This window comes from Pseudomonas sp. P4_D7, from assembly GCF_056401755.1.
In genome coordinates, this window is the sequence record NZ_JBFUIR010000010.1 from 49,800 (window position 1) to 74,021 (window position 24,222).

A 24,222-nucleotide genomic window follows, 5' to 3' on the forward strand; every position below is an offset into this window, starting at 1 on the left:
CGATCAAACCCGCATGCCGGAGGATTAGGCATGAGACCCGGAGGAATCGTCATGGCCGGACCGACAGTCGGCGCCCAGAATGCGCCGCCTCACTTGTTCCTGCTTTTGCGAGGTTTCACATGTACACCGCCATCGGTTATGCCGCCCAATCGGCCACCACCCCCCTCGCCCCGATGAAATTCGAACGCCGCAGCCCTCGCGCCGACGACGTAGCGATCGAGATCCTCTATTGCGGCGTCTGCCACTCCGACATCCACCAGGCGCGCAACGAATGGGGTATCGCCGTTTACCCGCTGATGCCCGGCCACGAGATCGTCGGCAAAGTCACCGCCGTCGGTGCGAACGTCACCCGACACAAAGTAGGCGATCTGGTCGGCGTGGGCTGCATGGTCGACTCGTGCCGCACCTGTGAAGCCTGCCAGTCGAACCTTGAGCAATATTGCCTCGAAGGTCCGACCATGACCTATGCCACCCCGGACCGGGTCGACGGCAGCAACACCATGGGCGGTTATTCGGACAGCATCGTCGTCAGCGAACACTTCGTCGTGCGCATCCCGGAGAAACTGGCACTCGCCAGCGCCGCGCCGATTCTCTGTGCCGGCATCACCACCTACTCGCCGTTCAAGCACTACGGTGTAAAAGCGGGCGACAAGGTCGGGATTCTCGGCATGGGCGGTCTGGGCCACATGGGCATCAAGTTCGCAAAGGCCATGGGCGCCGAAGTCACGCTGTTCACCCGCTCGGCGAGCAAGGCTGAAGAAGGTCGTCGTCAGGGCGCCGATCACGTGATCGTTTCCACCGACGCCGAGCAGATGGCCGCCGCCGCAGGCCGGTTCGACTTCCTGCTCGACACCATTCCGGTGCAGCACGACCTCAACCCGTACCTCGACACCCTGCGCTTCGACGGCGTGCACATTCTGGTCGGTCTGATCGAACCGATCGATCCACCGGTACACGCCGCCAAACTGGTATTGGGTCGCCGCATCTTGGCCGGTTCGTTGATCGGTGGCGTCGCCGAAACCCAGGAAGTCCTGGACTTCTGCGCCGAGCACAACATCACCTGCGACATCGAAATGCTCGACATCCGCCAGATCAACGAGGCTTACGCCCGGATGATTGCCGGTGACGTGAAGTACCGCTTCGTGATCGACATGGCGACGCTCAAGGTTTAAACCTTCAGGCCTAGCTCAGCCGACAGCCGGGCTGTGACCCCTTTGATTAGAGGAATCAGCTCGGCCATTTTTTCCAGCGGCATGTACGGCACGGTGCTGGCGATACTGATCGCCGCCACGATGCCCTTACTCGCATCACGAATCGGCGCCGCCACGCAGCGGATCGACGGTTCGTTGTCCTCCAGATCGAAGGCGTAGCCACCGGCGACGTACTCGGTCATGCGCTGCTCAAGCTGCTCCCACGACTGCTGAGGATGCTGCGGCCAGAACTGACTCTTCCCACCTGCCGGCAGACTGATGTCGTAGAGACGCTGCCAATCTTTCGGCGAGTCATCGAGCATCAACGCCTTGCCGATACCGGTGCGCGCCAGCGGCATGCGATGGCCGACCCGCGAACGCATTTCCGGGCCGTTGCGCCCCGGATTTTTCAGCAGATACAACACTTCATCGCCTTCGCGAATGCCCAAGTGCACGGTGTCACCAGTCAGCGCCGACAACTCGTCCAGATACGGCCCGGCCAGGGTCACCAGCGGCAACTCTTCACGCGCCTGGAAACCCAGTTCGATCAGCTTCGGTCCGAGCAGGTAACCGATTTGCGGCACCACGCGCAGATAGCGCTCATCCACCAGGCAACTGGCCAGACGATGGGTGGTGCTGCGCGTGGTGCCGATCAGCCGGGCGATCTCCTTGAGATCGCGAGCGCCACTGGCGACCGCTTGCACCACACCCAAGCCACGCAACAGCGTCTGGGTGCCGGTGGGCGCGGCGTCCTTGGTTTTTTCCGGGGCGTCTTCCTGCATATCCAGCCTTTTACCGTTGAGCGAGGGAACGGGCGGCATTATGGTCGCCCGACGCAGACCACTACAACTCGATACGCTCGACCTTGCCGACCAGCAGCACATAGGACAACGCACCGACCAAGGCGAGCACCGCGATGTAGGTGATCGCCGGCGCGAACGAATCGCCGCTGGCAAGGAAGCCAATCACGATCGGCGTGGCGATCGCCGACAGGTTGCCGATGAAGTTGAACACCCCGCCGGTCAGCCCGAGCAACCGTGCCGGCGCCAGCGTCGACACCAGCGACCAGGTGATCGAGGCCAGACCGTTGCCGAAAAATGCCAACGCCAGAAAGGCAATCACCAGCGGCGTCGATTCAACAAAATTGGCACCAATGATCGAAGTGGAAATCAGCAGCCCGCCAATGATCGGCAGCTTGCGCGCAAAACCAACCGTGCAGCCGCGACGGATCAGCAAGTCGGAAAAGAATCCCGAGCACAGCACGCCAATGAACGCAGCGAGAAACGGCAGCGATGCCAGCAGGCCGGACTTGATGAAGTCCATGCCGCGATATTTCACCAGATAGGTCGGGAACCACGTCAGGAAAAACCACAGCGTCGAGTTCAGGCAAAACTGGCCGAGGTAGATGCCCCACAATTTGCGCTTGGTCAAGACGATGCCCAAATCGGTCCAGCTGAATTTGGCTTTGACCTTGGCGGACTCTTGCTGAATATCGACCAGACCACCGCCCTCGCGGATCAAGTCGATTTCGGCTTCATTGGCGCCTTTGAAATCCCGTGGCTCACGATAGACCGCGTACCAGATCGCCGCCCAAATGATGCCGACGGCGCCGGTGGCGACGAACACCATGTGCCAGCCGAACTCATGTTGCAGCCAAGCGAGTACCGGAGTGAGAAATGCCAGGCCGACAAATTGTCCGGAGGTGTAGAAGCCGATGGCCGTGGCACGCTCGCGCTCGGGGAACCAGGTGGTGACCACGCGACTGTTGATCGGATAAGCCGGCGCTTCCAGCGCACCGACCGCCATGCGCAACACGAACAGCGCAATGAAGCTGGCCGCGAAACCGAGCATCACCGTGGCCAGCGACCACAGCAGCAACGCGACGCTGTAAAGAATGCGCGGCGGCACACGATCGACCAGCCAGCCGCCGGGGATCTGCATGGCAGCGTAGGTCCAGCCGAATGCGGAAAAGATCAGACCGACGTGAATCGGATCGATGCCCAGCTCACTGGTCAGCGCCGGTGCGGCAATCGACAGGTTGCTGCGGTCGAGGTAGTTGATGACCACGGTGATAAACAGCAACACCATGATGAAAAACCGCTTGCGGCTAGGCGTGACTAAAGACGCCTGCCCGGTGAGGGTTTGCGGTTGCATGGGGAGAGCCTCTTTTTATGTTTATTGAGGTCGGCCTGAGGCCTGATCGTTCCCACGCTCCGCGTGGGAATGCAGCCGGGGACGCTCCGCGTCCCAAAAGCGCACGCAGAGCGTCCATTGAGGCATTCCCACGCAGAGCGTGGGAACGATCTCATCGGGTGTGTCAGGGACGACTCACCACTCGGCAAAACTGCCATCGGCATGGCGCCAGATCGGGTTGCGCCAGCGATGCCCGACGGCCGCACGCTCGATCACGTATTCCTCGTTGATCTCGATGCCCAAGCCCGGCCCGTTCGGAATCTTCACGAAGCCTTTGTCGTAATCGAACACCCGTGGATCCTTCACGTAGTCGAGCAAATCGTTGCTCTCGTTGTAATGGATGCCCAGGCTTTGCTCCTGGATAAACGCGTTGTAACAAGCCGCGTCCAATTGCAAACACGCCGCCAGCGCAATCGGCCCCAGCGGGCAGTGCAGCGCCAGTGCCACGTCGTAGGCCTCGGCCATGTTGGCGATCTTGCGGGTTTCGGTGATGCCGCCCGCGTGGGAGGCATCCGGCTGGATGATGTCGACGTAACCTTCGCTCAACACGCGTTTAAAGTCCCAACGCGAAAACAGCCGCTCACCCAGAGCAATCGGCGTGCTGGTCAACGGCGCGAGCTCTTTCAGCGCTTCGTAGTTTTCGCTGAGCACCGGTTCTTCGATAAACATCAGTTTGTACGGATCAAGTTCCTTCATCAGCACCTTGGCCATCGGCTTGTGCACGCGGCCATGGAAGTCGACGCCGATGCCAACGTTCGGCCCGACCGCATCACGCACGGCGGCGACGTTGGCCAGCGCCAGATCGACTTTTTCGAAGGTGTCGAGAAATTGCAGCTCTTCGGTGCCGTTCATTTTCACCGCAGTAAAACCACGGTTCACCGCCTCTTTCGCCGCACGCGCGGTGTCGGCCGGACGGTCGCCACCGATCCACGAATACACGCGAATCTTGTCGCGCACTTGGCCACCGAGCAGATCGCTGACCGACACCCCGAGCGCCTTGCCCTTGATGTCCCACAACGCCTGATCGATACCGGCCAGCGCACTCATGTGAATCGCGCCGCCACGGTAGAAACCGCCGCGATAGAGCACGGTCCAGATATCTTCGATATTGCGTGGGTCTTTGCCGATCAGGTAATCGGACAATTCTTCAACGGCAGCCGCGACGGTATGCGCGCGCCCTTCAACCACGGGTTCGCCCCAACCGGTCACGCCTTCGTCGGTTTCGACCTTGAGGAAGCACCAGCGCGGCGGGACGATGAAGGTGGTGAGTTTGGTGATTTTCATCTCTGCTCTCTTTTTGTAAATGCAGCTCTTATAGATGCAGCGCACACAGCGCCAAAAAGTCTTAGCGAAGGGCCTTCCACGCAGCCACGTAGGCCTTGGCGTTCAGCGCCACTTGCTCCGGCGTCATGCCCGGTTTGAACAGTCCGGAACCGAGGCCGAAACCTTTTACACCGGCATCGATAAACGCCTGCATATTGTCCGGGGTGATGCCGCCGACCGGCGCCAGTACTGTTCCCGTCGGCAACACTGCGAGCCAGGCTTTGACGACCGCCGGGCCCATCTGCTCTGCCGGAAACATCTTGAGAATGTCCGCGCCCTCCTCCAGTGCCGCGAAAGCCTCGGTCGGCGTGGCGACACCCGGCGACAGAAACAGCCCCGCCGCTTTCGCCGCACGCAAGACCTTGGCGTCACTGTGCGGCATGACAATCACTTGGCCGCCGGCTTCTTTCACCAGCTCGACCTGTGCCGGGGTCAACACCGTGCCGGCACCGATCAGGCAATCGGCGGGCAGGGCCTTACGCAGGATGCGGATACTTTCGTACGGCGAAGGGGAATTGAGCGGTACTTCGATGACGCGAAATCCGGCGGCATACAGGACTTCTCCGACAGCGGCGGCTTCCTGCGGATGCAGGCCCCGCAGGATCGCGATCAGACCGTTTTGCGCCAGTGCTTGCTTGAGCATGTCAGGCCTCCAGTCAGGGTTAACGGGATGAGGAATCGATCAGTCCGGCGGCCTGCGCCAGTTGCCACAGACCACGCTCGGTGGCCTGCTCGGCCAGCGTCACGTTGGCGAAACCGCAGGCATCGAGGGCGCGGCTGTAGCGCGCACAGAGCTGCGCGTTGCCGATGAGGATGATCGAAGGAAGATTCGTGTTGTTGCGACGACGTCGCTGAACCGTGGCGAGCGCCGCCAGCTCATGGCCGATCATCAGGCCGGACAGATAATCGGCCTGCTCGGTCGGGCTGAGTTCGCCGGTCAAGCCCAGGGTACGGGCGCTGAACAACGTCGACAGCACGCCGAGTTCGCCGTCCGCCGACAGAGCAACCTGCACACCACGGTCAAACGCCAAAGCATCGAACGTCGCACCTTGCTTCAGGGTACGACCGAGAATGCTGTGTTCACTGAGCACGGCGAACACTTCACCGGTCATAAACGTGTCGAAGTGAGTGATGCAGCCATCGACCACATCCACCCATTTCGAGTGGCTGCCCGGCAGGCCGATCAACAGATCAGCACCCGCCTCAATCGGCAGATTCTGCAGCACGCCAAGCACCTGGGTTTCTTCGCCGCGCATCACATTCGGCAGGCGCGAACGCTGAATCACACCCGGCACGATATGCACGCGGGTGCCGCGCAGGCTGACAATTGTTTGTAGGGAGTTTCCGAGATTGGCGACGTTCGCCGGCGTCTCGCAGTAGGCCGCTTCACGCCAGCCCTGTGCGCTGCCAACCATGCCGCAGGCAATCACCGGCAGATCCGGCTGCGCATCGAGCCAGTCGCCGCACGCCTCGTCGAACGCCAGTTCAAAACCATCGGCGCATTCGCGACCGTTGATGATTCGCGGGGTCTTGGGCAACTGCATGATCCCGGACGACAGCGCGCGCTGCTCCAGCACCACGCCGCCCGCCGCGAGTTTGTAAGCACGTAATGAGGTCGTCCCCCAGTCGAGCGCGATCAATTGCGCCAGCATCGCTTCACCTGTTTTGTTTTTGGCAGTGAGTGCGACGGACTATAGACCTCTCAGACGGTAAATCTCAATATGTAATTTTGCATCCCATATTTTGGGATAATTACATCTACCCACCCTCCTCGAACAGATCCGTGATTCACCGTTATCAATATCACTACTGACGCTCTATCGCCTGAACGAAAACACTGGCAGGAATATTCATCGATTTTGAGTAATACGGACCGTAAGCGTAGGCAGCTGTCCTGAACTTACATGCCACGACCTGACGCGCGCTCAATACCATCAACAGTTGTTTTTTATTGAAGTACGTACTCAGCGTTCCACCGTCCGGTGTATGCACCGCAGAGACCTCAGCCGAATACACATATGGCCCCGCAGCAGATTCATTTAATACCGCGACGACCTCCCCTTCGAGATACCGGGTCAGGTCCTGTTTTGTTTCGAAGAAGCCACTCTCATCCAATGAACAGATCAAGGCATTGCCGACCTGATGTTGGCCGGCATTGATCTCGAAGAATCGCAACAGATCAGTCATTGAACTGAAGCGAACATCCAGAAGAGCACTGTCTCCAGGCTTGGTAACAGAAACAAATTCAATTTCGGTCTCTGGTAATGGCACTCTTTTTGCGCACGAAGCACACAAACAAAGAACTAGAACTGCAAGCAACACTCGCATGTCAAGACTCCAGGTATTTGATCATTTTTTCAGCGATGAGATCACATGCGGACTGTTCGCCAAGAATCCTCGCCTTGAACATTACGCCTGCATCTTCGTGGTTGGTGTCTACCGCTTTATTGATATCAGGACCCGAGCTCATAACCCAGCGTTCTCCCATCTCGGCGACATCATCGGACTGATTGGGTTTCGCCGGTGCAGCCAATATATTGATCCAGTACTCTGCACCAGGCTTCGGGGTGGTGGCGTAAATGTCTGAAATCAGCCAGACACCCAGTCCGCCGCCCACAGGATCAAGCGTGACCAAGGACTTCACCGTAAATCCCTGTTCTTTGAGTATGGCTGCCAGATGAGCGCCGTTCCATCCTCCAAGACTGTGACCGACGATACTTATATAAATTGATTTATCACCTTTCAGATAACTCAGCACATACTTTTCTATGTCTTTCTTGCCGCGCACATCCTTATAACTAAGGTACACCGACTTTATTTTTCCAATTTGCGCGTCGCTGAATTTTTTAGGCAATAAAACCTGCGCACTGGTTACGTTACCGTGAGGTGGTTGATCTTGATAATACGGCTCCTTGTCTCCAGCCCCGCCAATGAAAAACACGACGATTTTTTTGATTTTGATTGCCACGGTTTTTACAGTCTGATCGGTTTTGCAAGTCAACTCGTGACTCACCACCTCGTTTTTGCAATCTTTGAGTGCAGGGTTTGCGACTTCCATTTCGATCACTCTACAAACAGTTTGATTGTTTCGGCCAAATGCGAGCTGACCATATGAGTAAAGCCCTGCTCATTGGTGATTCCGTGTTCCATGCTGCCATCGCCCCGTTGAATCACATAGGGATGATCGGGCACCGGCTCGCCAGTTGCTTCATTCACCACTTGCAACCTGTCCGTAAAATGCACCGGCATCGGCAACAGCCCACTAAACGCTGCCCCTCCGCCACTCTGGCCGATAATCACCGTCCCCGAGCCACCCACCACGACATTGCCGTGGCCTCCGGTACTGTCGAGCGTGGCGGCATTCAAGCCGTTGATAAAAACGGTGCCGGAAACGGCTCCGGTAATCGGACTGCCACACGCCGATTTATCGGTCATGCGCGCGGCGGCGAGGCCGTCGAAGAAGACGTTCGGCGAGCCGGAGGCAATCGGGTTGGTGCCATGCCCTGGCAATGGGCAGGCGGTCGGGTCGGTGACGCGTGCAGCGGGTTTACCACTCAATTCAAAGCTCCTTGCTTCAGGGGTTCCGGGTGCGGCTGATGAATATCGATGTCGGTCGCGGCGAAGCGCCAGCGGTTGTCGACGGGGTCGAACAGGGCGTGGCAATGTTCACGGCTGTCGGGGGGTGTAGCGAATTGCAGATGCTGCCAGGCTTCGTCTACCTGCCATGCCAGTTCGGCCGGCGAGGCGTCGTCGAGTTCGTTGAGCCAGGCGTTGTAGTTGCGCAGGTGATTACGCTCGTAAGTCGATTGCAGCAGTTCGGCCATTTGTGCGCCGAGGTCGAGATGATGCTGGGCCGTCCACTGGCCGATCTCGGAATAGACGTACCAGCCCATCGGCATCAACCCGCCGTCCTTGAGCAGCGAATGCCCGGCAGGGGCGACGAAACCACAGCAAATGTGCAGCATCAGCCAGCCTTGATGGGCGTCGATAAACGCCGTCGGATCGAAGGTGCGCAGCGGTATCACGCGGTACTCGGCGAGCCCGGCGCTGCGGGTCATCAACTCGGCATCAAGGCGTGACACGAACGCGCGAATCGCGCTGCCGCCCGTGCGGTTTGTCATGCAGAGAATGTCGACCGGTTGCCGCTTGGGGTTGTCGCTTGAGCCTGAGTTTTTCACCAGGCCATACAGACGCATTGTCGCCCGTAGTCCGCTCATCGCTGGTCACTCATTGACGCAGCGATGGCTCCACGGGCGTGGAGAAATTGTGCCAGAGGCATTGCAGGTGTCGTCCGTGAGCGCGCAAAAATGGCGCGTAGAATGCCGGACTAGAGCGTTGGCGACAATCGAATTAGCACCGCAATGCCATCATTGTGATCAGCCCTCGGCAAACTCACGCAGGACCTGGCCATCCATGCGGTAGCGCACCCACTCTTCCTGGGGTTGTGCGCCGAGGGATTTGTAGAATTCGATGGCCGGCGTGTTCCAGTCGAGCACGCTCCATTCGAAGCGGCCGCAGTCGTTATCGCAGGCGATTTTCGCCAAGTGACGCAACAAGGTTTTGCCAGCACCGCCGCCGCGTTGTTCGGGGGTGATGTAGAGGTCTTCGAGGTACAGGCAGTTGCTGCCGAGCCAGGTCGAATAGCTGAAGAAGAACACCGCGAAACCGATTGGCAAACCATCGCGTAGGCAGATCAGGCCGTGGGCGGTGGCGCCTTCGCTGAACAGGCTGCGTTCGATGTCGGCAACGCTGGCGATGACTTCGTGACGGGCCTTTTCGAAATCGGCGAGTTCAGTGATGAAGGCGAGGATTTGCGGGGCATCGCTGGGGGTCGCCGGGCGGATTTCGATCGTCATGGACGGGCCTTGTCGGAAAAAGGAAAACGCCATACTAAGGTGGTGAGCGGCGCTCGTCACATGGCAAAACACACACTACCCTGCGCAATGTTGCAAACACTGCAGTTCCCTGTGGGAGTGAGCCTGCTCGCGAAAGCATTCTGTCATTCAACAATGCAAGTGACTGTAAGGACGCCTTCGCGAGCAAGCTCGCTCCCACAGGGACTTCGACAATCTGAAAGGATGCTCATGAACCCAGCGTTTTTTACCCCCGTAGAGGCACTCGCAGTAGCCCTGTTGCCCCACGCCCTCGAGCCATCAGACGACGGCGCTCACGACCTCGCTCACCTGCAGCGGGTCTGGCATAACGTGCGTACGCTGCAAGCAGAAGAAGGCGGCGATCTTGAGGTGTTGTTGGCCGCCGTGCTCTTGCACGACTGCGTCGCCGTCGAGAAGAACTCGCCACTGCGTTCGCAGGCTTCGCGGCTGGCGGCAGATAAAGCTTCGTCAGTGCTTGCCGATCTGAACTGGTCCGAAGAAAAAATCGCCGCCGTCGCCCACGCCATCAAAGCCCACAGTTTCTCCGCCAACATCACCCCGCTCACCCTCGAAGCGAAAATCGTCCAGGACGCCGATCGGCTCGACTCACTCGGCATGCTCGGCGTCGCCCGCACTTTCTACATCGCGGGGCGCATGGGTTCGGCGCTCTACGACCCGCAGGATCCCGAAGCGAAACAACGCGATTACGATGACACGCGTTTTTGCCTCGATCATTTCCAGACCAAACTGCTGCACCTCGCCGACGGTTTCCAGACCACCGCCGGCCAGCGTCTTGCGCAGGTCCGTCATCTGCGCCTGAAGGGATTCATGGAGCAGTTCAAGGAAGAGATCGGCCTCGCTTGAGCATTACTCCGGCGTGCAGTGATCCTGACTTCGCCAAGCTCAGACCTAAGCCGCCTGCCTGACGTGTTAAACAGATGACGCTGAATTTTTCCGCTTAAGGATTCACTTCATGTCGCAAGTAACACCCAAGGTTTCAGGCAAGTTGTTCGGCCTGTTCTGCCTCGCCAGTTATCTGCTGTCGCTGTCTTACGGCTCGACGTTTTTATTGTCACTGTTGATCAGTTCTCGCGGCGGCAATGAGCACGATGCCGGCAGCGTGATTTCGGCGGCGATGCTCAGTACGTTTGTCGCAGTGCTGGTGTCCGGGCATCTGTCGGACTGGCTCGGTGCGGCGCGTTCGATTGCCCTGTTTGGTCTGTTGCTGGTAGCAGCGAGTCTGGGCTTTGCGCTGACGCCAGGGTTTGGTCATCTGTTATTGGTTTTCGGTTTGCTGCTGGGTTTGGGCTGGGGCGTTTTCTATACCTTGGGGCCGATCATCGTCGCCAGTCTGGTGACCCCGGCGCAGCGCGCCAAGTACTTCGCGCTGCTGTCGGGCAGCATGATGACCGGGATCGGAAGCGGCCCTTTACTCGGACGGGCAGCGAGTGCGCTGGGCTTGCCAGTGACCTCGGCGTTTTATCTGGCGGCGCTGGCAAGCCTGATCGGGGTGCTGCTGTTCTGGCAGCTGGGTGCTCGTTTGAAAAGCACGCAGACCCCGACAGCGGCAAAAATCAGCTGGCAAGCGACCACTCAAGTGCTCGGCTCGCGTGCGCTGTTTCCGATCATCATGGTTGGTCTCGGCGGTTGCGTATTCGTTGGATTGTCGAGCTTTCAGACCAGCTATGCCGCCGCCCGCTCGCTGGATTATTCGTTATTTTTTCTCGGCTTCATGAGCGCGGCAATCAGCAGTCGGATGTTGATCGCCGGATATGTCGTCAAGCGTGATCCTTTGCGCGCGTCGTGCCTGCTGTCGGGGCTGATGCTGGGTTCGATTGTGCTGTTCGCGTTCGGTGTGCACAGCGGATTCAGCTATCTGTTAGCGGCGCTGACGCTCGGCGTCGGTTATGGCCTGACCTATTCGGTGATCAACGGCCTGGCGGCCAACGAAGCACCGGCCGGTACTACATCGCAGGCCTTGTTGCTGTTCAGTCTTTCGTACTTCATCGGCGTGTTTGGTTTCCCGCTATTGGCCGGGAAAACCATCGTTGAGCACGGCATGAGCACACTGCTTTTGACGGTCTTGATCGTCGCGTTGGCCAACTGGCTGATTACCCTTGGCCGCTTGCTCTGGCGGCGGATCAGTCTGAAAGCCGCGCAGGCAACCTAGACCGTTCGTCGCTGATCAGGCACCAATCCGATCACTGGGCAGACCAACAACAGGTAAGGATTCCAATCACTGGAGAAGCCCTATGATCCCGTCAAGGTTGACCGCTTTCGTATTCAGCGCCCTGCTCTGTCCTGCGGTTTTCGCCGCATCCGCCACCGCTGCGGGCACCGGCCCTACCGATCCGACTCCGCCACGCGCCCCCGCCATCAACAGTGCTCCCGGTATGAATACCGATGGCTCGGGAGTGCCCTTGATCAATCAGCCTCCCGCCACCGGCACCGACCCGCGCACTCAGGGCAGCGACCCGGGCCGGCAGGGCGGCATGAACACCCCCGACGCCCCCGCCACGCCAGACAATGCGGGCCCCGGCATCGGCTCGAAAACCACCACCGGTGGCTCCGGTTCCGAAGGCTCCGGTCAGTAGTTCGCCGACGCGAGCGTCCTGTTCAATCCAATGAAGAGGTAACCATGAACGTCGATAAAAACCTGGAAAAAGAAGTCCTCACCCGCCTGCTGCACGCCCATCCGAGTGGACTGGGCAAGGAGGTGCTGGACAATTACCGGGGCGAGAAGGTCGTGGCCAGCGCCCTCGCCGCTTTGCAGGATCGTGGACTGATTCACCACGGGCATGTGACCTGCAACGAGGCTGGCGAACATTCGTTGAACCTGCCGATCAAGCTCAGTGCGGCTGGCGTTGAAGCGGCGCGCAAGCTGGATCTGCAGTAGCCCTGAGGTCGCTCGCTGCCGATGCGGCGAGCGGTCGAACCTGCACACAAGAGGAGAAGTCCCATGCCTCGTGGAAGCAAAGACAAATACAGCGCTGAACAGAAGCGCAAAGCCGAGCACATCGAAGATAGCTATGAGAAAAAAGGCCTGTCGAAGGATGCGGCTGAGGCGCGCGCCTGGGCGACGGTCAACAAGCAATCGGGCGGCGGCGAAAAGGCTGGCGGTTCGGGACGCAAGAAACCGCCGAGTGCAAAGTCTGAAGATCGCAAAGAGTCATCGCGGCGTGCGGTGGCCAGTCGTAAAGGGCATTCGCGTAACAGCAAGGCGTCGAAGGATAAGCAGACAGTCGATAGCTTGATGAAAGAGGCTCGAGCGAAGCAGATTCCCGGACGATCATCGATGCGTAAGCAGGAGCTGATTGAGGCGTTGCGCAAGGCCAGCTGACATTGAGTGAGATTGACGGCCCCTTCGCGAGCAGGCTCGCTCCCACACTGGATCGATGTCGTTCACACTTCCCCTGTGGGAGCGAGCCTGCTCGCGAAAGCGGTGGATCATGCGCCGCCGGAATCAATGATAAACGCATCCACCTCTGCCGCTCCCGGCGAAGTCGCCGGCCCCCAGCGCGTCACCGCAATAGCCGCTGCCGCGTTCGCCCGCCGCGCCGCTTCATGCGCTGACAACCCCTGCGCCAATCCGGCAATGAACACCCCGGCATGGGCATCACCGGCGCCATTGCTGTCTACCGCTTTAACCGCAAACCCGGGCACATGCCGACACTCATCGCGCTGATGAATCCAGCAACCCTGCGGCCCGTCACGCACCACCATCAGCACCTCTTTGGGCAGGTACTCAGCGAGGCGATCCAGCGCTGCGCCAATGTCCTCAGCCCCGGTAAAGCGCAACGCCTCAACACTGTTGCTGGTCCACACATCGATTCGCGGCAGCAACGCCTGCATCAGCGGCGAGTCCGGCGATTCCACCAACGGGCCCGGATCGAACACCACGTTGATCGACTCCGGTAACGCCAATGTCCAGTCGAGCAACGCCTGCGCTTTGCCTTCGTGCAACAGGCTGTAGCCACTGAGATAAACGTAATCGCCCGCCTCGACCGCAACGCTGTTCAGATCCTCCGCCGTCACCTCACCTTCAGCGCCGATGTAGGAAATGAAACTGCGCTCCGCCGACGCATCGGTCAGCGCCACACACAACCCGGTGTCGCGCTGCGCAGGCTGGCGAATGCCGATGTGAATCCCCTCGGCATTCATCGCCTCACGCGCGAGATCACCGAAACGCCCAGTGCCATGGCGGCCGAGATAAACCACCGGCAGGCGATTGCGCACGGCCGCCGCCATCACATTGAAACCGCCGCCCGCTTCGAAACCCGCCGACTGCGCCAGCACGTCGCCGCCAACCTGCGGCAGCTTATCCACGGCCATGACCAGGTCGATGATGACCTGGCCGGTGTGCAACATCTTAGGCATGAGCATTCTCGGTTTGCGCGGCGCGACGGTCTTTCGCCCCGCCGAGGACAAAGTAAATGCCACCGGCCACCACGAACGTCACGATCCAGCCGAGGCCGTTGTGGCCCAGCCACGAGTCGGACAAAAAGCCTTTGAACCAGACGTTTTCAGCGGTAGTGCCAATGGTGGTGAAACTGAAGCCAAGGACGATGGCAATCGCCCACGCGCCAAACGCACGCCACTCGATACCGCCGTGATACCAGTAGGCACTGCTCGGGCTGACGTCGAGCAGGTCTTTCGGGCTGTAGTAATGACGGTGAATCAGGTCAACGACGAAGATCCCGACCCACGCGGTGATCGGCACCGCCAGCAGGGAAATAAAGGTAATGAACGGGCCGTAGAAACTGTCGGCGATCAGCATGAAGTAGATTGAGCCGGCGAAGATCGCGACGATATCGACCACCACCGCGTAGACGCGTTTGACCTTCAGGCCAAGGGTCAGCGTGGTCAGACCGGCGGAGTACACCGACAGATTGTTCGACAGCAACAAGCCACCGAACGCCGTGATCAGGTACGGCACGGCCATCCACGTTGGCAGCATGTCGCGGATTGCAACAATCGGGTCAGTCGCCGAGGCGAGGTCGTTGTTGCCCACCGACAGCAGACCGCCAAGAGTGATCAGCAGCACCAGCGGAATGCCCGCACCGAACGCGGCAGACGCCACCAGTCGCACAGCCTTGACGCTGCGATGCTGATAGCGCGACATGTCGGCGCCAGCGTTGGCCCAACCAATGCCGGTACCGGCGGCCATGGTGCCGATACCGATGATCATTGCACTCATCGGCGCGGGCGTGGCATTGAACACCGCGCTCCAGTCGATGGTCGCGCAGAGGAAACCGCCGACCAGAAGATTCAGCGCGCCGAACACGTAGGTCGCCCACTTCTGGATCACCAGCAAGGTCGCGTGGCCGAGGCCGGACACTGACAAAGTCAGCAGGACGAAAATCGCGATAAAGATCAACGTCAGTATCGGCGCACTTTTCGCTTCCACTGGCGAGCCGAACAGGATCGAGCACAGCGACAACAGCACAAATGCAGCGGTGGTGGTGTTGACCGTTTCCCAACCCAGGCGCGACATCAGCGAGACCAGCGTCGGGCCGATATTGCCGCGCACGCCGAAGATCGCTCGCGACAAGGTCAGGCTCGGTGCGCGGCCACGTCGACCGGCAATCGAGATGATCCCGACCACCGCGAACGAACCGGCAGCGCCGATGATTGCGACGATGATCGCCTGCCAGATCGCCAGCCCGCGAAACGCCACCAGCGTGGCGCCCAGCGGCAGACCGAGGATGGAAATGTTGGCGGCGAACCAGACCCAGAACAGTTGCAGCGGATGGCCGTTGCACTCGGCTTCCGGCACCGGTTCGATGCCGCGGGTTTCCAGTTGCCCGGCGCTCTGCCCGGCGTTTGATGAACTCATGAAGATGCTCCTGTTTGCCTTTTTTGTGGTTGTGGCAATGATGCAAAACGACAAGACATCGCGGCCGTCCTCGGCCTGTCTGCGCGATCCATTGCGGGTTAAAAATTCGAAATTCGCGGTGCGGCTTTCGCGAGCAGGCTCGCTCCCACAGGGATCACGCCGTACCTGTGGGAGCGAGCTTGCTCGCGAAGGCGTCAGCCCAATCAGCGCAAGGCCAACAGCCCCTGCACCAACGGCTCCAGCTCCAGATGATTGACGGCCTTCACCGTGTCGATCATCGGCACTGGCCAGCTCTCAAGACCCAGGCAGGCCCCGAGCATGGCGCCGAGAATCGCCGCGATGGTGTCAGTGTCACCGCCAAGACTGGCGGCCATGCACAACGCATCAAACGCGCTCATCTCGCCGACGGCCACTTGCTGCGCCAGGGCAAAGGAGACCACCACCGATTCCTGCGACGCCACCGAAGTACCGATCACGTCATAGAGCAGATCCGCCAGCAAAGCCTTGTCGCTATCGACACTGATGGTGCGCGCCCAACTGATGCGCGAGGCAATGCGCCCACCGGCCACCCAGTGCCCGTGGGCTTCTGCTTGCAGAGCAATTTGCTGACCGAGGTTCAACGCCTCGCCCAGGTCCATGCCATTGATGCCGGCAGATACCACCGCTGCCACCGCCGCCGCACTGGAAATCCCCAACGTAGTGTTGTGGGTGACCTGACAGGCCTGTACCACCGCTGCGATAAACCGCTGAGGATCGGCAACATCCGCCGCGATCCCTACCGGCGTAATGCGCATGGCCGCGCCGTTGGTGGTGCCGTAGCGTCCGGCCTCTTCCGGCGAATGGCCGGCGAGGATCATTTCGATGGCGCGCTTGGTCGACGGCCCGAGCAAGTCCTGCGAGCCCTTGGCCTGCATCTCGGCTTCCCACTCGATCAAGCGTTGCGCGAGGATCGCCGGTTCGATGCGGCCTTTGCCTTCGACCAGCAACTCACCGACCAGAATGGCTTGTTCAGTGTCGTCGGTGATCGAGCCTTTGGGCATGTTTGCGGCGATCGGTTGCAGTGGCCCGGCATCCTGCAGATCAGTGATCTGGCCGAAGCGGGTCTTGATGGTTTCGCGGTTCAGCGATTGCGTCGGCATGCCCAGTGCATCACCGAGGGCCAGGCCATAGAAAGCACCAAGGGCACGGTTGAGCGCGGTCATTTCGATTCTCCAAATTGCAGGTGCAAACGGAAATGCACCGGATCGAGCAGGCTTTCGACCAGCTCCATGAAACGGTTCTGGCGATCGTAGGTGGTACGCAACGCCTTGAGGAAAACGGTGCCGACCGGGCGCCCGAGCAATTCGGCGTCTTCGGCATTCAACGGCTCGGCGCCGATCCATTGATCGCCGCGCTCACCGATGTAGCCGTAGGCGGCCAGGGTGATGGTCAGGGAATTATCGATCAGGCCGACACGCGGCAGGCTTTCCAGGCCGCCGGTGGCCGGCATCAAAGAGCGTTCGAGGGAGACCAGTGTGCCTTCGTTAGAGCGGCGGCGACGGTCGAGGGTGATGAATTGGTCAGTGCCGAACCGCGAGAGCAGATCGGGCCGGGTCACGGCTTCCAGACGCAGCACTTCGGTGTTGATCAGCGCGCCGCTGTCGGCCAGCGCCTGCGCCCAGCCGCTGCGCTGGTCGAGTGCGACACCGTCGAAAGTGACGATGGAGCCGACGCCGCTTTGCGTGGCGATGTAATTGCGCCGTTTCAGTTCGGCCAGCGCTTCGCGCAGCGTGCCTCGGCTGACTTTGAATTCTTGAGCCAACTGATGTTCGCCGGGCAACAGAAAGCCGTCCTCCATGAGGCCGCTTTCGATGCGTCGGACGAGTTCGTCGACCACCCGTTGTTTCTTGTCAAATCGTACCTGTCTAATCATGTACAAATTGATACCCGAAACGGGTGCGGGCGGGCAAGGAATATTTGGGGAGAGTGACGAAAGGCGGGAGAATCAAAAGCCCCTCACCCTAGCCCTCTCCCGGAGGGAGAGGGAACTGATCGAGGTGTTTATTCCAATTACATCGACCTGAAATATCCAGTCGAACTCAGGTTTGAAAAGCTAAGAGATCTGCTCCCTTTCCCCTCTCCCTCTGGGAGAGGGCTGGGCGGGCGGCGTTCCGATGAGGGTAGCCTTTGACTCAGCGTTGCTTCAGACGGTCAATCACTACGGCCAGCAGCAGGATCGAACCCCGAATCACATACTGATAAAACGTATCAATATTCTTCAAGTTCATCGCATTCTCAATAATCGCCAAAATCAACACCCCGGCAATCACATGCCGAATCATGCCGATCCCACCGCTCAACGACACCCCGCCCAACACGCAGGCCGAGATCACCGTCAGCTCAAATCCCTGACCAATCATCGGCTGCCCCGAGGTCATCCGCGACGCCAGAATCACCCCCGCCAACGCACCGATCACACCATGCACGGCAAAGATAATGATCTTGGTCCGGTCAACGTTCACACCCGCCAACAATGCCGCTTCCTGATTGCCACCGATGGCCATGGTGTTGCGCCCGTAGGTGGTGTAATTCAACAGCCAACCAAAAAACAGAAAGCAAACAATGGTGATCAGAATCGGCACCGGCACGCCAAACAACTGGCCATTGCCGAAAACGAAGAACGATTCCTGCGACACGCCCACTGCTTTGCCGTTGGCAAAAATGTAAGCCAGACCGCGAACAATCTGCATGGTCGCCAACGTCGTGATCAACGCATTGACGCGCAACTTGGCAATCACGATCCCGTTGATCAACCCGACAATCAGGCCCATCACCAGCGCCGCGCTGACACCGAGAAACACGCTATTGGTGTCACGCATCACCACCGCCGCAACCACCCCGGCGCAGGCAATCACCGAGCCCACCGACAGGTCGAAATGCCCCGACGCCAGGCAGTACAACATCGTGCACGCGGCAATCCCGGTGGTGGAAATCGCCAAGCCCAGGCCACGCATGTTCAGCGGCGAAAGAAAGTTGTCGATCAGCAGCGTGCAGGCAACGAATATGCCCACAGCCGCCAGCAACATGACCCAGTCATCAAGGAAGCGTCGCATGTCCAGCGGCTTGCGCTCTTTCGGCAGGGTTTCATTTTGGGTTGTCATCATAGTCACCTCTCAGTTCGCCACGCCGTCAGCGCGGTGGCGCGGCAAAGCCAGTTGCAGCAGGTTGGATTCATTGGCCTGATCGCGGCCGATTTCGCCGCGCAGGGCGCCTTCGCAGAGCACCAGAATGCGGTCGGAAATACCCATCACTTCCATCAGATCGCTGGACACCACGATCACCGAAATGCCGTCGGCGGCGAGGTTATGGATGATCTGGTAAATCTCGGCTTTGGCACCGATGTCGATGCCGCGCGTCGGTTCGTCGAGCAGCAGGACCTTCATCGGCATCGACAGCCAGCGACCGAGAATGGCCTTCTGCTGATTGCCGCCGGAGAGGAATTTGATCTGCTGGCCGGCGTGCGGGGTTTTCACTTTCAGCGCTTTGATCTGTTTGTCGGCGTTGCCCTTTTCCCACAGACCACGAATCAGGCAACCGAGGCCGGAATGAGCGCCGCGTGCGCTGATGTTGATGTTTTCGGCGACGCTGGCCAGCGGGATGATGCCTTCCTTCTTGCGATCTTCCGGGCAGAGCAGAATGCCCGCAGCAATCGCGTCGCGCGGTGAGCGCAGTTTCAGTTCGTGACCGCGCAATTCGAGGCGTCCGGCGGTGTTGCGTTCCAGCCCGCTGAGCAGGCGAAACAGCTCGGTGCGCCCTGCCCCGACCAATCCGAACAGGCCAAGGATTTCACCTTTGTGCGCTTCGAAACTGATCGGCTCGCGCAGACCCGGGCCGAGCAAACCATCAACCTTCAGCGCGACGGCACCGCGTGGTCGATGGCGATAATCGTAGATGTCCTGAATGTCGCGACCGACCATGCAGGTCACCAGTTGATCGTGGGTCAACTGGCTCATGTCGTCGAAGGTGCGCACGTAGCGACCGTCCTTGAACACCGTCACGGCGTCACAGATGCGGAACACTTCTTCCATGCGGTGGGAAACGTAGAGCACGACTTTGCCCTCGTCACGCAGGCGTCCGATGATCGCCATCAAGCGGTCGATCTCACGGGCCGAAAGGCTGCTGGTCGGCTCGTCGAAAGCGATGACGTGGGCGCCGCGCGACAGCGCCTTGGCGATTTCCACCAGTTGCCGCTGGCCGAGGGACAAGCGCCCGACCTTGGTCTGCGGATCGATTTCGTCGGCCAGGCCTTTGAGGCAGTTCAACGCTTGCTGGCGTAAAGCACCGCGATTGATCAAACCGAAACTGGCCGGCAGATGGCCGAGGAACAGGTTTTCGGCGACGGTCATTTCCGGCACCAGATGCAACTCCTGGTGAATCACCGCGACGCCGCTGCCGATGCTGTCAGCGGTCGACTTGAACGCCATGGTCTGCTCGCCGATCTGCAACTCGCCGCTGCTCGGGATGTAAGCACCGCCGAGGATTTTCAGCAGGGTCGATTTGCCGGCGCCGTTCTCGCCCATCAAGGCGTGAACCTGGCCGGGATGGGCGACAAAGCTGATAGCGTCCAGCGCTTTCACCCCGGGAAAGGTTTTGCCGATCCCGTTGAAGCGCAGGCTGCCGCTGGCACCGTGTTGTTCTTGTGTTTGTACTTGCGCGTGCATAAAGCCACCTCTTCACACCGAAAAACGGCCCGGCTGCCCGGGCCGTCACTGCGTCAGTTCCACAGGCCGATTTTTTCCAGCTCTTGCTTGAAGTTCTCGCGGGTGATCAGGGTGACGTCGTCCATCGCGGTGTACTTCGGCGGTTCTTTGCCGGTGGTGACCCACTCGTACATCATCTCGGCAGTCTTGTAGCCTTCGATGTGCGGGCTTGGCAGCATCGAGCCGAAGAAGCCGCTGTTAGGCTTTTTCAGTTCGCCGATGGCGTCGGTGCCGTTGATGCCGATGCCGATCACGTTGGTCGCGGCAAAACCGGCGGCTTCGGTGGCGCGCACGCCGCCGAGCACGGTGTTGTCGTTCATACCGCCGATGATCAGGTTTTTTGCGCCGCTCGGCAGTTTCACCAGCGCCGAGTTGGTGGCGTCCATGCTGCCCGGTACGTCGAGGGTTTTCAGCGCAGCAAACAGAATGTGATCCTTCGGCATCCCGGCGTCCTCGAGGGATTTCACCGAGCCGTCGGTGCGCTTCTTGCCGGTGTCGAGTTCGTTGTAGGTGTTGACCACCGCGTAGGTGTCTTTCCAGTCCCAGTTGCGTTTCTTCGCTTCGGCGACCATCGCGTTGCCCTGCTTCTGGCCGACTTCGAACGCGGCCATGCCGAGGTATGGCACGTCTTCCATGAACTTGCCATTGGCGTCGACGAAACGGTCATCGACGGCAATCACTTTCAGGTCGTTGAGTTTGGCCTTGGCCATGATTGCCGGGCCGAGCGAGACGTCCGGCGGGCAAATCACGAAGCCCTTGGCACCGTTGGCAGCAAGACTGTCGATCGCCGAGAGGGTTTTCTCACCGTCCGGCACGGCAATCTTGATCAGTTCAAAGCCCTTGTCCTTGGCGGCTTTCTCGGCGAAGGCCCATTCGGTCTGGAACCACGGTTCTTCCGCCTGCTTGACCAGAAAACCGATTTTCACGGTGTCGGCAGCGAGCAGCGCACTGCTCAGGCTGAACGCGGTGACCGCCAGGGCGGTACTGCACAGGGTACGAATCCCGAAACGACGTTTCATAAGCTGACTCCTTGTTATTTTTTTGAGCAATGTTTGAAAAGCGTTAAAGCGTGTTCCTGCAATGCCTGTTGAAAATAGTCATATCGTATGATGATTGGATTTCACACGGATTTATCCGCGTGAAAGCCACTGTGCTCAGTCGTGGTACATCACCGAGCGACCACCATCGATGGTGATGCATGAAGCATTGATGAACGGCGCTTCATCACTGGCCAGAAACACCGCCGTCATCGCCACTTCGAGCGGCTGACCGATGCGTTTCGGCGGGTGCAGATCGAAGGCGCGCTGACGCTCGGCGTGCGGGTCGGCGAATCCGTTCCAGTAGTCGACGTTCAACTGCGTCTCGATATAGCCCGGGGCGATAGCGTTGACGCGGATGCCCTTCGCGGCGTACTCGATGCCGAGCGCGCGGGTCAGGCCGAGCAAACCGTGTTTGGCCACCGGGTACGGAAAGCAACCGGGAATGATGTGGCTGGAATGGGTCGAGGCGATATTGATGATGCTGCCGACGCCCTGCTCGATCATCTGCGGCAGCACTGCCTTGCAACCAAACCAGGCGCCGTCCAGATCAATGGCGAAGCAGCGACGCCAGTCTTCTTCGGTCATGGCCAGCGGATCACGGAACACGTTGACCCCGGCGCAGTTGACCAGCACATCGATGCGCCCGTGCAGCTCAACGGCGCGTTTGGCCATGGCATGCAGGTCGGGCTGATGCGAGACATCCGCCTTCAGCGCTTGCACGTCGTAACCTTGCTCACGCCAGTGCACGGCCACCGTTTCGACTTTTTCCGCCTGAATATCACTGATCACCAGTTTCGCTTGCTGCGAGGCGAACGCCGCAACAATGGCTTCGCCGATGCCTTGCGCGGCGCCGGTCAGCAGCACGACCTTGTTTTTCAGACGCTCGCCCTTCGGCGGTGCGGGCACCGGCGGCAGGGAAAGAGGTTCAGCCATGGATCAGGACTCCTGTTTCGCAAGCACAAAAAAACCGGGCATCTGCCGATGTCCGGTCTGGAAGGCGGTTGGAACGAAACAGGCAAGCGCACGCGACAGCTTGGGGCCGTTGCGAGACGCGGACTCCACACGGGAGTGCGATAGACATTCGCTGCATCACTTCACCTGTTTTGTTTTTTTAAGTGTGAGTGCGTGTTACTGCTGGAGCCGACTATAAACCCGACTGCCGAATAATCTCAATATATAATTTTGCATCCCATATTTTGGGATTTAACTGGCAAACCGTGTACAGAGTTTTCCTGCGACATCCACGCGCATCGACAGCACCGCGCCATCCAGCGGATGGTTGTGCGGACTCTTGGCGCTGGTGATGTACAGGGTTTTCAGGTCTTCACCGCCGAACACACAACTGGTCGGGCGGCTGACTGGCAGATCGATCCTGCGGTCGACCTTGCCGTCAGGCGTCAGGCGCAGCAGGCAGCTGCCGTCCCAGCGGGCATTCCACACGTAGCCTTCGGCATCCATTGCTGAACCGTCCGGGCCACCGTTCTGATCAGGGCCGTACCAGGGAGTGGCCACATCAAGGTTGCCGTCGGCGTGAATAAAATAGCGATACAGCGTGTCCTCGAGACTGTCACCGAACAGGACTGTGGTGCCGTCGTCGCTCCACAGCAGCGTGTTGGGAATGCCCAGGCCGCGCAGCAATGGCGTGACCCGTTTATCCGGATCAATGCGGAACAGGCCACCGCAGCGCTGGGTGATCGGCAGATCTTCGCCCTGCTCGCCGATGTTGTTTTGCATGGTGCCGAGCCACAGTCGCCCCTGAGCATCGCAACGCGCTTCGTTGGGGCGATTGCCCGGTTGCGGGTCGGCGACGCAGAACAGCGTCAGGCGTGGTTCTAGGCCCGGGGAATCGAGGTCGAGGCGATAGACGCCGCTGCTCAGGGTCACCAGTGCATCGCCGCTGGCGCAGGGGATGAAGGCGGAAACGTGTTCGGGCATCTGCCAGATCTGCACGTTCTGGCCGATCAGGCGCAGGGCCTGTTTGCCGGCGATGTCCACCCAGTACAACGCCTGCGTCGGTGCGTCCCAGAACGGGCCTTCACCGAGTCGGGCGCGGTGTTGGGTCAGGGCGGTCCACGGCATATAACGGTCTCCATTGTTCTTGTGATTTTCTGTAGGAGTGAGCCTGCTCGCGATGGCGTAGTGTCAGTGACTTCAATGCGGCTGATATACCGCTATCGCGAGCAGGCTCACTCCTACAGGGGATCTGGGTGTTAGCCGGCTTTTTTGTCGGCCATGACTTTCGGGTAGAAGCGTTTGATCGCCAGGTCCGCATTGTCGATCAGGGTCATGCACGCCCACACGCCCCGCGCGGAATCCCGGGCGGCGATGGCGTCGGCCATGTCCTTGTGGATCGGCAAGGTGCGGCGCAGTTCATCCGGATCGGCAGCAGACACTTCGAACGACACCGCCAGCAATGCGCCGAGGGCCGGAACCATTTGTTCAATGAATTGATTGTGGCTGGCCGCGAGGATGCATTCGTGGAAGAACTGGTCGGCGCGGTTGTAATCGGTGCCGCTGTCGACCGCGCGCTCGAGGGCGTTGTAAGCCAGTTGCACCGCTTCGATCTGGTCCAGCGTCGCCCGCTCACACGCCCAGCGCACGGCCATCGGTTCGATGGTACGGCGCAGGTCGAGCAAGTCATCGACGAAATTTTCCGGCAGGCCGTTGCGCGACAGCCAACCGACCACTTGCGGATCGAACAGGTTCCAGCGCCGCACCGGCAGCACGCGGGTGCCGACTTTCGGCCCGACTTCGAGCATGCCTTTGGCGACGAGGGTTTTGATTGCTTCGCGAATGACCGTGCGACTGACGCCGAGCTGTTCACCCAGATCGGCCTCAACCTTGATGGTCTGCCCCGGCTTGACCTGGCCAGCGGCAATCCAGCTGCCAAGCCAGTCAACGGTCGACGAATGAAAGCTGCTGGACATGAACACCTCAAAGCGGATCGCGATAGGTGAACACGCTAATCATCATATGATTAACAGTCAATCAGGATTTTTCAGGCAACCCACAAAACCAAATGTGGGA

Annotated in this window: 26 protein-coding genes; 6 read left to right on the forward strand and 20 right to left on the reverse strand. The window is 59.7% G+C overall.

Annotation, left to right across the window (positions count from 1 at the left end):
* Nucleotides 1-119 precede the first annotated feature (119 nt).
* Nucleotides 120-1,172, forward strand: a complete 1,053-nt coding sequence (locus AC1DVF_RS09405; RefSeq protein WP_477782366.1) for an NAD(P)-dependent alcohol dehydrogenase — start codon at nt 120-122, stop codon at nt 1,170-1,172.
* On the opposite strand, the gene AC1DVF_RS09410 is transcribed toward AC1DVF_RS09405, so the two are convergent.
* The 10 genes from AC1DVF_RS09410 to AC1DVF_RS09455 all read right to left on the reverse strand — a co-directional run bounded on the left by AC1DVF_RS09410 (nt 1,169) and on the right by AC1DVF_RS09455 (nt 9,562).
* Entirely contained in the window at nt 1,169-1,972 is an 804-nt protein-coding gene (locus AC1DVF_RS09410; RefSeq protein ID WP_477782387.1) for an IclR family transcriptional regulator, read from the reverse strand. The genes AC1DVF_RS09405 and AC1DVF_RS09410 overlap by 4 nt on opposite strands.
* Before the next feature lie 61 nt (nt 1,973-2,033).
* Nucleotides 2,034-3,344 carry an MFS transporter gene (locus AC1DVF_RS09415; RefSeq protein WP_116256287.1) on the reverse strand — a complete coding sequence of 437 codons (1,311 nt, stop codon included), beginning with the start codon at nt 3,342-3,344 and terminating at the stop codon, nt 2,034-2,036.
* Between the two features lie 174 nt (nt 3,345-3,518).
* Nucleotides 3,519-4,667: a galactonate dehydratase gene (dgoD, locus tag AC1DVF_RS09420; RefSeq protein WP_095112897.1), complete on the reverse strand. Its 1,149-nt coding sequence runs from the start codon at nt 4,665-4,667 to the stop codon at nt 3,519-3,521.
* Between the two features lie 61 nt (nt 4,668-4,728).
* Nucleotides 4,729-5,349: a 2-dehydro-3-deoxy-6-phosphogalactonate aldolase gene (locus AC1DVF_RS09425; protein ID WP_460091878.1), complete on the reverse strand. Its 621-nt coding sequence runs from the start codon at nt 5,347-5,349 to the stop codon at nt 4,729-4,731.
* 19 nt (nt 5,350-5,368) lie between these two features.
* Complete coding sequence (locus tag AC1DVF_RS09430) at nt 5,369-6,358, reverse strand: 2-dehydro-3-deoxygalactonokinase (protein ID WP_477782367.1); 990 nt, start codon at nt 6,356-6,358, stop codon at nt 5,369-5,371.
* Nucleotides 6,359-6,512: 154 nt separating this feature from the next.
* A complete protein-coding gene (locus tag AC1DVF_RS09435; protein ID WP_093435370.1) occupies nt 6,513-7,034 on the reverse strand; it encodes a hypothetical protein in 522 nt (173 codons plus the stop codon).
* A gap of 1 nt (nt 7,035) precedes the next feature.
* Nucleotides 7,036-7,764 carry an alpha/beta hydrolase family protein gene (locus AC1DVF_RS09440; RefSeq protein ID WP_186620494.1) on the reverse strand — a complete coding sequence of 243 codons (729 nt, stop codon included), beginning with the start codon at nt 7,762-7,764 and terminating at the stop codon, nt 7,036-7,038.
* A gap of 5 nt (nt 7,765-7,769) precedes the next feature.
* Complete coding sequence (locus AC1DVF_RS09445; protein ID WP_093435374.1) at nt 7,770-8,264, reverse strand: PAAR domain-containing protein; 495 nt, start codon at nt 8,262-8,264, stop codon at nt 7,770-7,772.
* Nucleotides 8,261-8,923 carry a hypothetical protein gene (locus AC1DVF_RS09450; RefSeq protein WP_477782368.1) on the reverse strand — a complete coding sequence of 221 codons (663 nt, stop codon included), beginning with the start codon at nt 8,921-8,923 and terminating at the stop codon, nt 8,261-8,263. The genes AC1DVF_RS09445 and AC1DVF_RS09450 overlap by 4 nt, the downstream gene beginning before the upstream one ends.
* A 159-nt stretch (nt 8,924-9,082) precedes the next feature.
* Complete coding sequence (locus AC1DVF_RS09455; RefSeq protein WP_093435380.1) at nt 9,083-9,562, reverse strand: GNAT family N-acetyltransferase; 480 nt, start codon at nt 9,560-9,562, stop codon at nt 9,083-9,085.
* A gap of 228 nt (nt 9,563-9,790) precedes the next feature.
* Here AC1DVF_RS09455 and AC1DVF_RS09460 point away from each other — a divergent pair, with 228 nt between their 5' ends.
* The 5 genes from AC1DVF_RS09460 (at nt 9,791) to AC1DVF_RS09480 (ending at nt 12,920) form a co-directional block, all read left to right on the forward strand.
* Nucleotides 9,791-10,444, forward strand: coding sequence for an HD domain-containing protein (locus AC1DVF_RS09460; RefSeq protein WP_477782369.1), 654 nt, complete (start codon nt 9,791-9,793; stop codon nt 10,442-10,444).
* A gap of 109 nt (nt 10,445-10,553) precedes the next feature.
* On the forward strand, nt 10,554-11,750 hold the full coding sequence (locus AC1DVF_RS09465; RefSeq protein ID WP_477782370.1) for an MFS transporter: 1,197 nt from the start codon (nt 10,554-10,556) through the stop codon (nt 11,748-11,750).
* Between the two features lie 82 nt (nt 11,751-11,832).
* Nucleotides 11,833-12,174, forward strand: a complete 342-nt coding sequence (locus AC1DVF_RS09470; RefSeq protein ID WP_008085503.1) for a hypothetical protein — start codon at nt 11,833-11,835, stop codon at nt 12,172-12,174.
* A 44-nt stretch (nt 12,175-12,218) separates the two neighbouring features.
* Nucleotides 12,219-12,476 carry a hypothetical protein gene (locus tag AC1DVF_RS09475; protein WP_016986009.1) on the forward strand — a complete coding sequence of 86 codons (258 nt, stop codon included), beginning with the start codon at nt 12,219-12,221 and terminating at the stop codon, nt 12,474-12,476.
* A gap of 63 nt (nt 12,477-12,539) precedes the next feature.
* Entirely contained in the window at nt 12,540-12,920 is a 381-nt protein-coding gene (locus AC1DVF_RS09480; RefSeq protein ID WP_460129774.1) for a Rho termination factor N-terminal domain-containing protein, read from the forward strand.
* Between the two features lie 107 nt (nt 12,921-13,027).
* Here AC1DVF_RS09480 and AC1DVF_RS09485 read toward each other — a convergent pair whose 3' ends face one another.
* From AC1DVF_RS09485 to AC1DVF_RS09530, 10 genes are all read right to left on the reverse strand, one after another.
* A complete protein-coding gene (locus tag AC1DVF_RS09485; protein WP_460129777.1) occupies nt 13,028-13,957 on the reverse strand; it encodes a PfkB family carbohydrate kinase in 930 nt (309 codons plus the stop codon).
* Nucleotides 13,950-15,416: a purine-cytosine permease family protein gene (locus tag AC1DVF_RS09490; protein ID WP_093435390.1), complete on the reverse strand. Its 1,467-nt coding sequence runs from the start codon at nt 15,414-15,416 to the stop codon at nt 13,950-13,952. The genes AC1DVF_RS09485 and AC1DVF_RS09490 overlap by 8 nt, the downstream gene beginning before the upstream one ends.
* Before the next feature lie 203 nt (nt 15,417-15,619).
* Nucleotides 15,620-16,618 (reverse strand): ADP-ribosylglycohydrolase family protein, encoded by a 999-nt coding sequence (locus AC1DVF_RS09495; protein WP_477782371.1) that lies wholly within the window; start codon nt 16,616-16,618, stop codon nt 15,620-15,622.
* Entirely contained in the window at nt 16,615-17,328 is a 714-nt protein-coding gene (locus tag AC1DVF_RS09500) for a GntR family transcriptional regulator (protein ID WP_477782372.1), read from the reverse strand. Before AC1DVF_RS09500 ends, AC1DVF_RS09495 begins: the two co-directional genes overlap by 4 nt.
* Before the next feature lie 259 nt (nt 17,329-17,587).
* On the reverse strand, nt 17,588-18,556 hold the full coding sequence (gene araH, locus AC1DVF_RS09505) for an L-arabinose ABC transporter permease AraH (RefSeq protein WP_026000669.1): 969 nt from the start codon (nt 18,554-18,556) through the stop codon (nt 17,588-17,590).
* 12 nt (nt 18,557-18,568) lie between these two features.
* Complete coding sequence (araG, locus tag AC1DVF_RS09510; protein ID WP_477782373.1) at nt 18,569-20,116, reverse strand: L-arabinose ABC transporter ATP-binding protein AraG; 1,548 nt, start codon at nt 20,114-20,116, stop codon at nt 18,569-18,571.
* 53 nt (nt 20,117-20,169) lie between these two features.
* Nucleotides 20,170-21,174, reverse strand: coding sequence for a substrate-binding domain-containing protein (locus AC1DVF_RS09515; protein WP_477782374.1), 1,005 nt, complete (start codon nt 21,172-21,174; stop codon nt 20,170-20,172).
* 135 nt (nt 21,175-21,309) lie between these two features.
* Nucleotides 21,310-22,128, reverse strand: coding sequence for an SDR family oxidoreductase (locus AC1DVF_RS09520; protein WP_186620478.1), 819 nt, complete (start codon nt 22,126-22,128; stop codon nt 21,310-21,312).
* Between the two features lie 270 nt (nt 22,129-22,398).
* Entirely contained in the window at nt 22,399-23,274 is an 876-nt protein-coding gene (locus tag AC1DVF_RS09525; protein ID WP_093435403.1) for an SMP-30/gluconolactonase/LRE family protein, read from the reverse strand.
* Nucleotides 23,275-23,405: 131 nt separating this feature from the next.
* The gene (locus AC1DVF_RS09530; protein ID WP_093435405.1) at nt 23,406-24,122 is read right to left on the reverse strand and encodes a FadR/GntR family transcriptional regulator; all 717 of its coding nucleotides are present in this window, start codon (nt 24,120-24,122) and stop codon (nt 23,406-23,408) included.
* Between the last annotated feature and the right edge of the window lie 100 nt (nt 24,123-24,222).

What these genes read in the sequence shown, in the direction of transcription:
- AC1DVF_RS09500 (WP_477782372.1), bottom strand. Translation starts at nt 17,328, where the DNA reads ATGATTAGACAGGTACGATTTGACAAGAAACAACGGGTGGTCGACGAA.
- dgoD (WP_095112897.1), bottom strand. Translation starts at nt 4,667, where the DNA reads ATGAAAATCACCAAACTCACCACCTTCATCGTCCCGCCGCGCTGGTGC.
- AC1DVF_RS09480 (WP_460129774.1), top strand. Translation starts at nt 12,540, where the DNA reads ATGCCTCGTGGAAGCAAAGACAAATACAGCGCTGAACAGAAGCGCAAA.
- AC1DVF_RS09450 (WP_477782368.1), bottom strand. Translation starts at nt 8,923, where the DNA reads ATGAGCGGACTACGGGCGACAATGCGTCTGTATGGCCTGGTGAAAAAC.
- araH (WP_026000669.1), bottom strand. Translation starts at nt 18,556, where the DNA reads ATGACAACCCAAAATGAAACCCTGCCGAAAGAGCGCAAGCCGCTGGAC.
- AC1DVF_RS09525 (WP_093435403.1), bottom strand. Translation starts at nt 23,274, where the DNA reads ATGCCGTGGACCGCCCTGACCCAACACCGCGCCCGACTCGGTGAAGGC.
- AC1DVF_RS09515 (WP_477782374.1), bottom strand. Translation starts at nt 21,174, where the DNA reads ATGAAACGTCGTTTCGGGATTCGTACCCTGTGCAGTACCGCCCTGGCG.
- AC1DVF_RS09410 (WP_477782387.1), bottom strand. Translation starts at nt 1,972, where the DNA reads ATGCAGGAAGACGCCCCGGAAAAAACCAAGGACGCCGCGCCCACCGGC.
- AC1DVF_RS09440 (WP_186620494.1), bottom strand. Translation starts at nt 7,764, where the DNA reads ATGGAAGTCGCAAACCCTGCACTCAAAGATTGCAAAAACGAGGTGGTG.
- AC1DVF_RS09485 (WP_460129777.1), bottom strand. Translation starts at nt 13,957, where the DNA reads ATGCCTAAGATGTTGCACACCGGCCAGGTCATCATCGACCTGGTCATG.
- AC1DVF_RS09475 (WP_016986009.1), top strand. Translation starts at nt 12,219, where the DNA reads ATGAACGTCGATAAAAACCTGGAAAAAGAAGTCCTCACCCGCCTGCTG.
- AC1DVF_RS09470 (WP_008085503.1), top strand. Translation starts at nt 11,833, where the DNA reads ATGATCCCGTCAAGGTTGACCGCTTTCGTATTCAGCGCCCTGCTCTGT.
- AC1DVF_RS09530 (WP_093435405.1), bottom strand. Translation starts at nt 24,122, where the DNA reads ATGTCCAGCAGCTTTCATTCGTCGACCGTTGACTGGCTTGGCAGCTGG.
- AC1DVF_RS09415 (WP_116256287.1), bottom strand. Translation starts at nt 3,344, where the DNA reads ATGCAACCGCAAACCCTCACCGGGCAGGCGTCTTTAGTCACGCCTAGC.
- AC1DVF_RS09495 (WP_477782371.1), bottom strand. Translation starts at nt 16,618, where the DNA reads ATGACCGCGCTCAACCGTGCCCTTGGTGCTTTCTATGGCCTGGCCCTC.
- AC1DVF_RS09425 (WP_460091878.1), bottom strand. Translation starts at nt 5,349, where the DNA reads ATGCTCAAGCAAGCACTGGCGCAAAACGGTCTGATCGCGATCCTGCGG.
- AC1DVF_RS09455 (WP_093435380.1), bottom strand. Translation starts at nt 9,562, where the DNA reads ATGACGATCGAAATCCGCCCGGCGACCCCCAGCGATGCCCCGCAAATC.
- AC1DVF_RS09430 (WP_477782367.1), bottom strand. Translation starts at nt 6,358, where the DNA reads ATGCTGGCGCAATTGATCGCGCTCGACTGGGGGACGACCTCATTACGT.
- AC1DVF_RS09490 (WP_093435390.1), bottom strand. Translation starts at nt 15,416, where the DNA reads ATGAGTTCATCAAACGCCGGGCAGAGCGCCGGGCAACTGGAAACCCGC.
- araG (WP_477782373.1), bottom strand. Translation starts at nt 20,116, where the DNA reads ATGCACGCGCAAGTACAAACACAAGAACAACACGGTGCCAGCGGCAGC.
- AC1DVF_RS09520 (WP_186620478.1), bottom strand. Translation starts at nt 22,128, where the DNA reads ATGGCTGAACCTCTTTCCCTGCCGCCGGTGCCCGCACCGCCGAAGGGC.
- AC1DVF_RS09435 (WP_093435370.1), bottom strand. Translation starts at nt 7,034, where the DNA reads ATGCGAGTGTTGCTTGCAGTTCTAGTTCTTTGTTTGTGTGCTTCGTGC.
- AC1DVF_RS09460 (WP_477782369.1), top strand. Translation starts at nt 9,791, where the DNA reads ATGAACCCAGCGTTTTTTACCCCCGTAGAGGCACTCGCAGTAGCCCTG.
- AC1DVF_RS09465 (WP_477782370.1), top strand. Translation starts at nt 10,554, where the DNA reads ATGTCGCAAGTAACACCCAAGGTTTCAGGCAAGTTGTTCGGCCTGTTC.
- AC1DVF_RS09405 (WP_477782366.1), top strand. Translation starts at nt 120, where the DNA reads ATGTACACCGCCATCGGTTATGCCGCCCAATCGGCCACCACCCCCCTC.